The organism is Streptomyces sp. CB03238, from assembly GCF_002099185.1.
In the GTDB taxonomy this organism is placed as follows: domain Bacteria; phylum Actinomycetota; class Actinomycetes; order Streptomycetales; family Streptomycetaceae; genus Streptomyces.
In genome coordinates this window covers 281,256-293,543 of record NZ_NBCN01000003.1, presented here as the reverse complement: position 1 = coordinate 293,543, position 12,288 = coordinate 281,256, and the positions used below count along the sequence as shown (strand labels likewise).

The window sequence follows — 12,288 nt, the reverse complement described above, 5'->3', positions numbered from 1 at the left end:
CCGGCTCACTTCTGGCCGGGGGCGGAGGCGGAGGCCCGGCCCACCGCCTCCACCAGCGGCAGCAGCCGGTGCGGCACTCGCTCGCGCAACGCCATCTCCGTACGCGTACGCACCACACCCGGCAGCTGGATCAGCCGCTGGATGACGTCCTCCAGGTGCCCGTTGTCCCGCGCCACGACCCGGGTGAGCAGATCCCCGCCGCCGGTGATCGAGAACGCCTCGACGATCTCGGGGATGGCGGCGAGCGCGTCGCCCACCTCGTCCAGGTGCCCCTGGGTGACCTCGATGTGCACGAACGCGAGCACCGGGTGCCCGAGCGCGGCGGGGGAGAGCACCGGCCCCGTACCGGTGATCACCCCGTCCCGCTCCAGCCGGTCCAGCCGTGCCTGCAGGGTGCCGCGCGCGATGCCCAGGATCCGCGCGTATTCGCGCACGCTGGTGCGCGGCTGCTCGAGCAGCAGCCGCAGGATGCGGGTGTCCAGCTCGTCCACCGCCATGGTCCGTCGGCCCCCTCGTGGTACGGCAATTCCTCCGTATCACCGTACCAATGGCCCACCCTGTGCTCCCTTGCCCCGCAGCCACGACGGCGACCACCAGTTGGCGCGACCGGCCAGGCGCATCACGGCGGGGACCAGCAGGCCGCGTACGACGGTCGCGTCCAGGATGGCGGCCAGTGCCAGCCCCACCCCGACCGCCTTCAGGAAGACGAGGCCCGACGTCGCCAGCGCCACCATCACCACGGCCAGGATGAGGGCCGACCAGGTGAAGAGCCGGGCGGTACGGTCCAGTCCCCGGGCGACCGCCGTCACCGTGTCCGCCCCCGCCCGGTGCTCCTCCACCATGCGGGACAGCAGCATGCACTCGTAGTCCATGGACAGGCCGAAGGCGACGCAGAACGTCACCACCGGCAGCTGCACGTCGAGGGAACCCGTCGCCACGAAGTCCCCCACCAGCCACCGCAGATGGCCCTGCTGGAAGAGGAACACCAGGGCGCCGAAGGTCGCACAGAGGCTGAGCGTGTTCAGGACGAGCGCCTTGACGGCCAGCACGGGCCGCCGGGTCAGCCCCAGGACCAGGGCGAACATGGACGCGCCCACCAGTGTCAGGGCCAGTCCGAGGCGCTCGCCGATCGCCCCTCGTACATCGGCGACCTTCGCGCCGAACCCGCCCACCCAGGCGCGGGTGGGTGCCGGCACGTCCCTGATCGCCTCGACGCGGTCGGCGGTGGCCGGATCGCCCGGCTCGCCGACCGTGGCGACCGACAGGTACGCGCCACGCGGTGACCCGAAGCGGCCCGACGACGACGAGGAGGGGCGGGCGACGAGCCGCCCCTGGCGGTACGTTCCGGTCGCCGTGTCCACCCGCGCCACCCCGTCCACGGCGGAGACGCGCCGCGCGTAGCGGTCCAGCTCCACGGCTCGGGATCGGGCGTCGAGGCCGGGCAGGGCGATGCCGGTCGCACCGACCGGTGAGTCGGGGAAGTCCTGGCGCAGTGCCGCGCCCACACCCCCGGCGGCGGTGCCCGCGGGCAGCACCCGGTCGTCGGACATCGCGAACCGTACGTCCGTGAACGGGACGGCCAGCAGCACCAGCAGGCAGGTGACCGGGATCCCCGTCGCCAGCGGCCGCCGCATCACCGCCAGGGCGATGCGCCCCCAGCCACCCGTCGCCGCCGCTGTCGCCCGGTCCGCCGGGGAGCGGCGGCGCCACCGGGCGAACACGTCCAGGCGTTCGAGCCGGTCGCCGAGCAGCGCGAGTACCGCCGGGAGGACGACCAGACTGCCGACGGCGGCCATGACGGTGACCGCTACGCCCGCGTACCCGAGCGAGCGCAGCAGCGGGTGCGGGAAGACCAGCAGGGCGGCCATGCTGCACGCCACGGTGGCGGCCGAGAAGGCCACCGCCCGGCCGGCGGTGCGCAGCGCCGTGTGCAGGGCCTGGGCGGTCACCGCGCCGTTCGCCCGCTCCTCGCGGTACCGGCTGACCAGGAACAGGCTGTAGTCGATCGCGAGGGCGAAGGCCAGGGCGGTGCCGATGTTGAGCGCGTACACCGAGATCTCGGTGACGTCGGTGAGCCTGCGCAGCAGCGCGGTGGTGCCGAGCGCGGCGAACACCCCGACGAGCACGGGCAGCGCGGCGGCCACCAGCGAGCCGAACACCAGCAGCAGGAGCGTCGCGGTGACCGGCAGGGCGACCAGCTCGCTCACCCGGGCGTCGCGGGACGCCTGCCGGGCCACCTCCACGCGTGTGGCCGCCTCGCCCCCGGCCGTCACCTCCAGCGGCCCGAACCGTCCGGTCACCTCCGGCACCACGCGCTCGGCGGTCCTGCCCCGCTCCCGGTCACCACCCCGCAGCCACGCCAGCACCAGCGCGCCCCGCCCGTCCCGCGCCCGAAGGGCGGCGGCTGGCCCGGTCGTGGGGCTGGTGGTGGGACCGGTGACGGGACCGGTCGCGGCGTCCGCCTCCGGACCGGTCTCCCGACCCGTTGCCGGGCCCGGCTGCCGACTGTTCTCCCGGCCGGCCTCCCGGCCCGGCGTCCCGCCAGGCGTCCAGTACGACTGGATCCGGGCGACCCCCGGGTCGGCGGCCAGGCGCCGCTCCACCAGGCGGGCGGCTGTGACGGCGGCGGGGGCGTCCACGCCACGACGGCCGGGGGCCTCCGTACGGGCGAGCAGTACGAGGTCCGGCCTCCCTGCCCGGAAATCCCGCCGGAGGATCTCCTCCGCGCGCAGCGACTCGGCCCCGGGCGGCACGATGCCACCCGAGGACAGCCGGTCGGCCACATCGCGCCCCACCAGTCCCGACAGGGCCATCAGCACGAGCGCGAGTACGGATACGAGACGCCGGTGCCGTACGGCGAAGGGGACGGGTGAGCCGACGGCCACTCTGTCCCCGCTCAGCGGTGGCTTCGGCGTCGGCTCCGTCGTGGTCGGCATGTGCACTCCCCTGGCACGGTCCTGATGGTCGGCTCGCTTCCCTCTCTTCATCGACCGGGGCCGCGCCCCACCTTGAGCTGGCCCATTGGCCCGATCCATACATCCGGGCCGACCGCCCACCTGGTCCAATGGCCCAGTCGTGTGGGAATGAGTTGAGCCATCGGGCCGGAAGATGGTGTCATGGGGGTGTCGATGGCGCTGCGGATTCCGCGGCGCCTTTTTCATGCGTGTACGTCGTAAACGTCGAAGGGGCGGGAAACTGTGCTGAAGAGGGTGTTCGTGGCTCCGGATCCGGGGCGGCTGCGACTGCGCAGCGCCGCCCGGGCCGTCCTCGGCATCAGCGTGGCGGTCGCTGTGTGCGGGCTGGCCGGGCTCTCTCTCGCGGCGGCCATCACCGGCGGTCTCGCCGCGCTCCTCGCGCTCTTCACCGTCACGGACGCCACCGTTCGCAAGCAGGCCGTCACCACCGCCCTGCTGCCCGCCGTCGGGTTCCCGGTGCTCGCCCTCGCCGCCGTCCTGCACGACCACCCCGTGGGGCGGGACGTGGCCTTCCTGGCCGTCATGGGCGCCGGGGTCTACGCCCGCCGCTGGGGGCCGCGCGGACACTCCCTGGGCGTGTTCGCGTTCATGACGTTCTTCGTGACGCAGTTCCTGCACACCCTGCCCGGCCAGCTCCCCGAGCTGTACGCCGCCGTCGCCCTGTCCCTGCTCTCCTCCTCGGCGGTCCGCTTCGGCCTGTGGTGCTACGAGCGGCGCATGACTCCGCCCGCCGTCCAGGTGCCGGACCAGGGCCGGGGGCTGGCCCGCACCACCACGCGCCAGGCGGTCCAGGCGACCGTCGGCGGTGCCGTGGCGCTGGTGATCGGCCAGGCGCTGTCCGGGGAGCGCTGGTACTGGGCCGTCGGCGCCACCTGGTGGATCTTCGTCAACACCGCCTCGCGCGGTGAGACGCTCGTACGCGGCTTCCGCAGGGTGCTCGGCACGCTCATCGGCATCGCCGTCGGCCTGGTGGTCGTCGTCCCCCTGGGGGGTGCCGCCGTCCCCACCGCTGTCCTGGTCGGGGTCTGCGTCTTCGGCATCTTCTACACGGCCGCCGTCTCCTACACCTGGATGATGCTGTCCGTGACGCTGATGGCGGGGGCGCTCTACGGCCTCCTGGGGGTCCTGGACCCGGCCCTGCTCGCCCTGCGCGCCATGGAGACCGGTGTTGGCGCACTCGGAGCGGTGCTGGCCGTGCTCTTCGTGCTGCCCATCACCACCCACGCCACGACGGACGCCTGGATCCAGCGCGCCCTGCGCTGCGTGCACGTCTGCACCGCGGAGGCCGCCGCCCGCCTGTCCGGAACCCCGGGCGCCGACCCCTCCCCGCACGTCGCCGAACTGGAGGCCCTCCTCGGCCGCGTACGGCTCTCCCTGGCGCCGCTCGTGCACCCGCTGAGCCCGCTGCGCGCCCGCAAGGGCCGCGCCCGTCAGGTGCTGGCGCTGCTCGACGCCTGCGCCCGCGAGGTACGGGGCCTGGCCTCCATCGCTGCGGACCCGGAGGCGTCCCACGACGCCCGGCTGGCCGCCGCGTGCTGGCGCGTGGAGGCGGCCGTCGAAGCGCTCACGACGCCGGAGAAGGCGCGGGAGGCCCGTACGGCTCCCGTCGACGCGCAGCACGCCACCGTGCTGGAGCCCGCGCTGGCCCACCTGCACAGCCTGGAGCGGGCGCTCACCGAGCTCGCCACGCCCCTGCGCACCTCCCCGCGCGAACCGCTGATCGGCGCGTGACCCCGAACCCCGAGACCCCTTGGTCTAGACCTGCTAGCGTCGGGTGCGCACGGGGCCGGCAGGCGGAGAGGGGCAGCGCGGTGGCGGACGAGGCACGGCAGAGCGGCGGTCGGGCCTACATCGGCTCGTTCACCTCGGCGGGCGGACGCGGCGTCGTCGCGGCCGCCGTGGACCGGACGACGGGCGCGCTGACCGTGACGGGCGCGTCCGACGCGGTCGCGGACCCGTCCTTCCTGGTGGCCGCGCCCGGCGGCGACCTGCTGTACGCGGCCGGCGAGACCGAGGAGGGCACCGTCGCCGCCTTCGACGTCACGGGGCCCGCGCCCCGGCTGCTCGGCGCCCCCACCCCGGTGGGCGGTGCGCACCCGACCCACCTGGCGCTCGCCCACGGACACGTCCTCACCGCCAACTACGGCTCCGGCAGCGTGAGCGCCCTGCCGCTGGCCCCGGACGGCGCGCCGAAGCCCGCCGCCCGGGTGCTGCGGCACCGGGGCGGCGGCCCGCACCCGGACCGGCAGGCCGGCCCGCACGCCCACCAGGTGGTACCCGCCCCCGGCGGCCGCTGGCTGCTGGCCGTGGACCTCGGGACCGACTCCGTACACGTCTGCGCCCTCGACCCCTCGACGGGCGAACCGACACCGCACGGCGAGACCGCGCTGCGCCCGGGCAGCGGCCCGCGCCACCTCGCCTTCCACCCGTCCGCCAGCCACGTCTACGTCCTCGCCGAACTCGCCCCCACGCTCACCGTCTGCCGCTGGAACCCCGCCACGGGCACCCTCGCACCCGTGGCCGAGACGGCCGTCCTGCCGATGGAGCCGGACACGGAGGCCGTGAGCCACCCCTCCGGCATCGTCGCGTCGCCCGACGGGCGGTTCCTGTGGGCGGCGGTGCGCGGTGACGACACCATCGCCGTCCTGGCGCTCGACGACACCCGGGAACGGCCCCGCCCGGTCGCCACCGTCCCGTGCGGCGGGCACTGGCCCCGGGACCTCGCCCTGCACCCGGAGGGGCGGCGGCTGTACGTGGCCAACGAGCGCTCCGGCGACGTCACCTGGTTCGACATCGACCCCGCGACGGGAGTGCCGAGCCGGGCGGGCGCCATCGAGGCCACGGCGGCGTCCTGCGTGGCCTTCGCCTGAGACGTACGGCAACGGAAAGGGCCCGCACCGGACGTCTGTCCGCGCGGGCCCCCCCGTACGACTCGTGCCGGTCAGCGAACCGGAGCCCCCGACGGCTGCGGCGCGATGCCCAGCGCCGTCGTGTACTGCGACAGCACCAGCTTGCCGACCGCCGGGTACGCGCCCAGCGGCTCGGCCACCGGGCAGTCCGCCGCCTTCGCGGCGTCGTCCAGGAGGCCCTCGGCCAGCTCCGGGCCGATCAGGTACGGCGCGAGCGCCAGCTGCGCCGAGCCGGAGCCGCGCAGCTGCTCGGCGACGGCCGCAACCGAGCCCTCCTGGTCCAGTCCCGCCGCCATCACCGGGACGGCCAGCCGCGCGGCCAGCAGCATGCCGGTGATCCCGGCCGCCTGCACGGCCTCCTCGCCGCCCACCGTGGCAAGGACGATGCCGTCGGCCGCCGTGGCGACCGTGAACAGCCGCGCCCGGTCGGCGCGGGCCAGCCCCGCCTCGGACAGGCGCACGTGCAGCGCCTCCGCGAGCAGCGGGTGCGGACCCAGTACGTCGGTCAGCTCGGCGGCCGCGCCGCTGTCCGCGACGGCCTGCCGTATGCGGTCCGTCTGGGCGCTGTCGGGACCCGCGAGGAGCGGAACCACCACGGCGGCCGGACCCTCGGGCTCGGCGACCTCACGGCCGGCGGCCCTGGCGAACTCGTACCGCTCGACACGCAGCGCGGCGGCCCGCTCCAGGACGGCCGAAAGCGTGGGGTGCTCGGAGTTGTCGCCGTCCACGAAACCGATCGCGGCCTCCAGGCCGGGCAGCTCGGAACGAGCGATGCTCACGACCTCTTCCGCCAGGCTGCGGACAGCGGCGGAAGGGGCACCGGGAACGGCGAGAACGAGCGCGGGCGCGCCCTCGGGGGCCGCCACGGGTTCAGGGCGACGGTGCCGCCCGGACTGTCGGGGTCGCGGCATTCGTACAGGCAGGCCGGAAGCGGGCCCAGTGGGGGAGCTCATGGCCCGGCATGCTACTGGCTTTACCTGTTCCGACGCTTGGGGAGGGCCCGGTCGGGCGCCCTCTGTCCGGCTATGTCCCATGCGTACGTGACTCATGGATGATGTCCAGCATGCCCGGCTCGCGAGGCAGCCGGAGCGTGTCCGTGGCGAGGGCCGCCGCGACGGCGAGCGAGCCGGCCAGCGGGTCCCCGGCGGCGGTCACCGTCCGCGCGTACGGGAGCTGCTCCGCCAGCTCGGCACGCAGGGGTACGAGGAGCGGGTCGCCCATCTGGAACAGGCCACCGGTCAGGGCCACTTCCGGCCGGTCCTCCGGGCTGTCCTCCGGGCCGTCCTCCTCCTCCGGGCCGTCTTCCGGGCTCTTCTCCGGGCCGTCGCCGACCGGGCAGACGGCGGCCGCCGCCTCGGCGATGTGCCGGGCGGCCAGCGCCAGGATGCCGGCCGACACCGGGTCGCCGCCCGTGGCGCACCGGGCCACATCGGGCGCGAACGAGGCGAGCACGGCGGGCCGGTCGGCGCGCGGGTAGAGCCGGCCCGGCAGCGTCGCCGGGGGCCCGAACACCGCCTCGACGCGCTCCAGCAGCGCCGCCGAGCCGCCGCGCCGCCCGTCGTGGGCGCGCATGGCCGCCTCCAGCCCGGCGCGGCCGATCCACGCCCCGCTGCCGCAGTCGCCCAGCAGGTGCCCCCAGCCGTCCGCGCGGCGCCAGCCGGACAGGTCCGTGCCGAGCGCGATCAGGCCGGTGCCCGCCGCGACGACCGCCCCGGGCCGCTGCCCGAGCGCCCCGGCGTACGCGGTGACCGCGTCGGCGGCCAGCGCGAGCCGGCCCGCCCCGAGCGAGCGCCGCAGCGCCTCCGGCAGCGTGGCGCGCAGCTCGTCGCCGAGCGTCGCCATCCCGGCCGCCCCGACCGCCACCGCCGCGAGCCGGCCGGCCCCGGCGCGCCCGAGCAGCCCCTCGGCGGCGGGCACCAGCCGCTCCAGCAGATGCCCCGCGTCGATCCCGCCCGCCCCGGTACGCACCGGCTCCCCGAACACCACGCTCTCGACGTCACGTACACCGCCCTCGGTACCGGCCTCGTCGGCGCCGCCGTGGCGCAGTACGGTCGCGAGCGCGATCCGCAGCCCCGACCCGCCGGAGTCGACCCCCAGCACCCACGCGCCGGCGCTCATGCGGCGCTCCTCGGCCGCCCGCCCCGCGGCTGCTCCAGGGCGCCGCACCGTTCCGGTCCGTCCACGGGACGCTTCATGGAAGCCACCGTATTGCCCGGACCGCGGGATCAGTGGGCAGGATCGACGTGAGCGGCTTGCTCGGACGTTCGGAGCGCACGTGGTAGGCCGGTAGGGTGACGTGCCGTGGCAGCACGACCGTTGAAAGAAATCGTCGAGCCGGGGTGGGCGGACGCCCTCGCGCCGGTGGCCGAACGCATCGCCGGGATGGGCGACTTCCTCCGTACGGAGATCGCCGCCGGGCGCACCTATCTGCCGGCCGGACCGCATGTGCTGCGGGCGTTCCAGCAGCCGTTCCACGAGGTGCGGGTCCTGATCGTCGGACAGGACCCGTACCCGACGCCGGGCCATGCGGTGGGGCTGAGCTTCTCCGTGGCGCCCGAGGTGCGGCCGTTGCCGGGCAGTCTGGAGAACATCTTCCGGGAGATGAACTCCGACCTGGGGCTGCCCCGGCCGTCCAACGGAGACCTGACGCCGTGGACCCGGCAGGGGGTGCTGCTGCTCAACAGGGCGCTGACCACGGCGCCGCGCAAGCCGGCCGCGCACCGTGGCAAGGGGTGGGAGGAGGTGACCGAGCAGGCCATCAAGGCGCTCGTGGCGCGCGGCAAGCCGCTGGTGTCCGTGCTGTGGGGACGGGACGCACGCAATCTCCGTCCGTTGCTCGGCGACCTTCCGGCGATCGAGTCGGCGCATCCGTCCCCCATGTCCGCCGACCGGGGCTTCTTCGGCTCGCGGCCGTTCAGCCGTACGAACGAGCTGCTGGCCCGGCAGGGCGCGCAGCCGATCGACTGGCGGCTGCCGTAACGCGGCCACTCGACGGTGATTCGCGGCCGCCGTAACGCGGCCGCTGGGCGGTTGGGCATGCGGCCGTCCAAGGGGGGTCTGTGGCGCGTTTCCCGTCTCCCCGGTCTAGTCGCCGATGCGCACCAGCGCCAGGGTGATGTTGTCGGGGCCTCCGGCCTCCATGGCGGCCTTCCACAGCTCGAAGGCGGCTCTGCCGTCGTCGTGGAACCGCAGCAGGCCCTCCAACTCGTCGTCCGGCACCGGATCGGTCAGCCCGTCGCTGCAGATCAGGACGCGATCGCCGGTGGTGAGCGGGGAGGCCGTCACATGGGGCGTCACGGCGCTGAAGGCATAGCCGCCGCCGAGCGTCTGCGTGACGGCCGACGTGGTACGCCGCCCCGGGGCCGGTGGTGGGCTGTCGTCGACGCTCACCTGGCGAAGCCCGTCCTGACCTGCCTCGTAGACCTTGCTGTCGCCCACGTTGAACGTCAGCAGCGCCTCCGCCAGCACAACGGCTCCCGCGACCGTGGTTCCCATGGTGGCCAGCTCCGGATGGCCCTCAGCGGCCGAGTACACCGCGTGGTTGCAGTCGTCCAGGGCGTCACGGACGGCCTCCTCGCCACTCAGGGAAGGGCCCAGCGAGGCGAGCCGACGGACGACCAGTGAACTGGCCACCTCGCCGGCCGGCTGCCCGCCCAGCCCGTCGGCGACCGCCACGACAAGCGGGGGGCCGAGGGGGAACACCAGCGACTGGGGACTCATCGTCTCGGTGCCGCACAGCGTCCACGGCCCGACGACGAGGCTGTCCTCGTTGCCATGGCGGAGCAGCCCGGCATGGCTCAGGGCCGTCACAGCTGTGTACCGCACGGGAATCGACCGCCTCTCCACAACGGCAGGCGTGCCTCTCATCCCCATTGTGACGCCCGTACAGGGGCGCGTGCCGGTCACCTGCGCCACCATGGACCGTACGAGGGAAGGTGGTGACGGTGTGCTCCCGACCCACATACCCGAGGTCGTACGCGAACTGACCCGGCGCGCGGACCCGCAGCGCCTGCGCCAGGACGTCGAGTTCCTCGCCGACCGCCCGCGCAGCCGGACGCGCGCGCCCGAGGCCATGCTGCGGGCAGAGGCTTATGTGACGACCGAACTGACCGCGGCGGGCTGGCGGACCTGGCGGCAGCCGTTCGACGTATGGTGGCGCCTCGGCTCCACCGACCGCCGCGGTCACCAGGCGCTGCCGCTCGAATTCCGCCTCCACCCGCGGCTGACCGGTGCGAACCTGCTGGCTGAACCCCCGGTGGGCCCTCACCGCCCCATCGTGGTCGTCGGCGCCCACCTGGACACCGTCGACGGCAGCCCGGGCGCCGACGACAATGCCTCGGGAGTGGCCGCACTGCTGGAGACGGCGCGGCTCCTCGGCGGGCTGCCCGGGGCGCCTGACGTCACGTTCATGGTCTTCGACATGGAGGAACTGGGCCTGATCGGTTCCCGGTTCGCGGCTCAGTGGATCCGCCGCAACCGCAACGTCATGGGCATGATCTGCCTGGAGTCCGTCGGGTACTTCACGACCGAGCCCGGAAGTCAGCAGATGCCGATGGGCTTCGGCACGGCCTTCCCCCGCGTGGCCGCCGAGGTCCGCTCGGCTGGGCTGCGCGGCGACTTCACCCTCGTGGTCCACCGCCGCTCGACGCGGGCGGCGGCCGCCCTCTGGCGCGGTGCCGCGCAGGCCACGGAGCCCGTGCTGTCCTGCGTCGCCCTGTGCGACCCGCGTCCGCTGGGCCCGCTGGGCGCGCTCGCCGGCCTCGTGGTGCCCCCGCTGGCCCATCTCGACCGCAGCGACCACGCGGCCTTCTGGAACACGGGGACTCCGGCCCTGATGCTCACCGACACGGCGAACTTCCGTAACCCCCACTACCACCAGCCGACCGACACCCCCGGCAGTCTCGACTACCGGCGGCTGGCGGCCATCGCCGTCGCTACGGCCGCCACTGCCGCGTCCTGGCCGGACCGGAAACGAACGAAGCTGCCGTCACCTCATGTGCGTGAATGACTTCGCCACGTGACAGGCGCAGGTCGGCGCCGGACGGCGTGCTGACGGGCGCGGCGCGTTCCTCACGCCACCGCGTGGACGGGTGTCGGGTGCGGGCCCTGTCCGACGATCACGACCCGCACCTCGTGGAACGGCTGCTGGAACGCCCGCAGCCGATGCGGTCCGGCGGCAGCCGGTCGTCCAGGGTCGTGCTGCCACGGCCGTCACTCTGCCGGCGCACCAGCCCCGCCCCTCACCCGATCACCGCCGCCCGCACGCACAGCACATCCGGCAGGTGGGAGGCCAGCAACCGCCAGCTGTCGCCCTCGTCGGCGCTCGCGTACACCTCGCCGTTGCGGTTGCCGAAGTAGACGCCGGCCGGGTCCGCGTCGTCCGTGCACATCGCGTCGCGCAGCACCGTGCCGTAGTGATCGCCCTCCGGCAGGCCGGCCGTCAGGGCTTCCCAACTGCCGCCCGCGTCACTCGTCCGGTAGACGCGGCACCGCCGCTGGGCCGGCACCCGGTCGGAGTCGGCCGTGATGGGGAAGACGTACGCCACATCGGCGCGGTGCGGGTGGGCGGCCGCCGCGAAGCCGAAGTCGGAGGGCAGCCCCGCGCCGATGTCGGTCCACTTGGCGCCCGCGTCGTCGCTGCGGTACACCCCCCAGTGGTTCTGCAGGTACAGCCGGTCCGGATCGCCCGCGTCCTGGGCGATCTTGTGCACGCACTGCCCGAAGACCGGGTTGGGGTCCGGCAGGAAGACCGCCGACACGCCCTGGTTGGACGGCGACCAGGTCGCGCCGCCGTCGCGGGTGCGGAACACCCCGGCCGCCGACACCGCGACCGTCACGGCGTCCGGGTCTCTCGGGTCCGTGACCACCGTGTGGAGCCCTTCACCGCCGCCGCCCGGCACCCACTGCGACCGGGTCGGGTGCTCCCACAGCGGCCGGACCAGCTCGAAGGTCTCCCCGCCGTCCTCGGAGCGGAACAGCGCGGCGGGCTCGGTGCCCGCGTACACCACGCCGGGCGCCGCCGGCCCGGCCGGGTGCAGCTGCCACAACCGCTCCAGCGAAGCCCCGGTGTCCTTGGGGAACTTGACGGCCGGCTGCGCCGGCTCCGTCCACGTCGCCCCCAGGTCGTCCGAGTGGAACACCGAGGGGCCCCAGTGCGCGCTGTCCCCGCCGGCCAGCAGCCGGGGCACGGTGCGGCGCATGTCGATACCGATCGCGTACACGGCCTGCGCGTTGAAGTGCGGGCCCTCGAACTCCCACCGGCCGCCGCGCCTGCGGCCGATGAACAGTCCCTTGCGGGTCCCTACGGTCAGTAGCACGTCGGTCATCGCCGACACCTCCTGGACGCCTTTGTCGCGGATACGGGCCAGTCTGCACCCACCCACTGACAGTGGCGGCCGGACGCG

At 74.6% G+C, this 12,288-nt stretch carries 10 protein-coding genes and 1 pseudogene; 4 read left to right on the top strand and 7 right to left on the bottom strand.

The genetic code is table 11. The annotated features are described in order from the left end of the window. Window positions 1-5: 5 nt before the first annotated feature. A complete protein-coding gene (locus BKD26_RS06310; RefSeq protein WP_084896648.1) occupies window positions 6-497 on the bottom strand; it encodes an Lrp/AsnC family transcriptional regulator in 492 nt (163 codons plus the stop codon). Window positions 498-536: 39 nt separating this feature from the next. Then, entirely contained in the window at window positions 537-2,936 is a 2,400-nt protein-coding gene (locus tag BKD26_RS06305) for an MMPL family transporter (RefSeq protein WP_179166438.1), read from the bottom strand. 261 nt (window positions 2,937-3,197) lie between these two features. Here BKD26_RS06305 and BKD26_RS06300 point away from each other — a divergent pair, with 261 nt between their 5' ends. Together BKD26_RS06300 and BKD26_RS06295 are read left to right on the top strand one after the other, a co-directional pair. Continuing rightward, a complete protein-coding gene (locus BKD26_RS06300) occupies window positions 3,198-4,706 on the top strand; it encodes an FUSC family protein (RefSeq protein WP_084896643.1) in 1,509 nt (502 codons plus the stop codon). An 80-nt stretch (window positions 4,707-4,786) separates the two neighbouring features. Next, complete coding sequence (locus BKD26_RS06295; protein WP_084896641.1) at window positions 4,787-5,845, top strand: lactonase family protein; 1,059 nt, start codon at window positions 4,787-4,789, stop codon at window positions 5,843-5,845. Window positions 5,846-5,916: 71 nt separating this feature from the next. Here BKD26_RS06295 and BKD26_RS06290 read toward each other — a convergent pair whose 3' ends face one another. Both BKD26_RS06290 and BKD26_RS06285 read right to left on the bottom strand, forming a co-directional pair. Beyond that, window positions 5,917-6,837, bottom strand: coding sequence for a hypothetical protein (locus tag BKD26_RS06290; RefSeq protein ID WP_084896638.1), 921 nt, complete (start codon window positions 6,835-6,837; stop codon window positions 5,917-5,919). Window positions 6,838-6,907: 70 nt separating this feature from the next. After that, complete coding sequence (locus tag BKD26_RS06285) at window positions 6,908-8,002, bottom strand: BadF/BadG/BcrA/BcrD ATPase family protein (RefSeq protein WP_084896636.1); 1,095 nt, start codon at window positions 8,000-8,002, stop codon at window positions 6,908-6,910. A 183-nt stretch (window positions 8,003-8,185) separates the two neighbouring features. Between BKD26_RS06285 and BKD26_RS06280 the strand changes: the two genes are divergently transcribed. Continuing rightward, window positions 8,186-8,863 carry a uracil-DNA glycosylase gene (locus BKD26_RS06280; RefSeq protein ID WP_084896634.1) on the top strand — a complete coding sequence of 226 codons (678 nt, stop codon included), beginning with the start codon at window positions 8,186-8,188 and terminating at the stop codon, window positions 8,861-8,863. A 105-nt stretch (window positions 8,864-8,968) separates the two neighbouring features. Here the strand turns inward: BKD26_RS06280 and BKD26_RS06275 are convergent, their stop codons facing one another. Next, window positions 8,969-9,709: a protein phosphatase 2C domain-containing protein gene (locus tag BKD26_RS06275; protein ID WP_084896631.1), complete on the bottom strand. Its 741-nt coding sequence runs from the start codon at window positions 9,707-9,709 to the stop codon at window positions 8,969-8,971. Between the two features lie 121 nt (window positions 9,710-9,830). On the opposite strand from BKD26_RS06275, the gene BKD26_RS41975 reads away from it, so the two are divergent. Beyond that, window positions 9,831-10,892 (top strand): M28 family peptidase, encoded by a 1,062-nt coding sequence (locus BKD26_RS41975; RefSeq protein WP_277622351.1) that lies wholly within the window; start codon window positions 9,831-9,833, stop codon window positions 10,890-10,892. A gap of 68 nt (window positions 10,893-10,960) precedes the next feature. Here the strand turns inward: BKD26_RS41975 and BKD26_RS38995 are convergent. Together BKD26_RS38995 and BKD26_RS06265 are read right to left on the bottom strand one after the other, a co-directional pair. Continuing rightward, window positions 10,961-11,059, bottom strand: a pseudogene (locus tag BKD26_RS38995) (uracil-DNA glycosylase); the annotation flags it as partial. Window positions 11,060-11,124: 65 nt separating this feature from the next. Further along, the gene (locus tag BKD26_RS06265; protein ID WP_084896629.1) at window positions 11,125-12,210 is read right to left on the bottom strand and encodes a sialidase family protein; all 1,086 of its coding nucleotides are present in this window, start codon (window positions 12,208-12,210) and stop codon (window positions 11,125-11,127) included. Window positions 12,211-12,288 lie beyond the last annotated feature (78 nt).

Coding starts and splice junctions, on each gene's coding strand:
- BKD26_RS06310 (WP_084896648.1), bottom strand. CDS start 497: ATGGCGGTGGACGAGCTGGACACCCGCATCCTGCGGCTGCTGCTCGAG.
- BKD26_RS06305 (WP_179166438.1), bottom strand. CDS start 2,936: ATGCCGACCACGACGGAGCCGACGCCGAAGCCACCGCTGAGCGGGGAC.
- BKD26_RS06290 (WP_084896638.1), bottom strand. CDS start 6,837: ATGAGCTCCCCCACTGGGCCCGCTTCCGGCCTGCCTGTACGAATGCCG.
- BKD26_RS06285 (WP_084896636.1), bottom strand. CDS start 8,002: ATGAGCGCCGGCGCGTGGGTGCTGGGGGTCGACTCCGGCGGGTCGGGG.
- BKD26_RS06265 (WP_084896629.1), bottom strand. CDS start 12,210: ATGACCGACGTGCTACTGACCGTAGGGACCCGCAAGGGACTGTTCATC.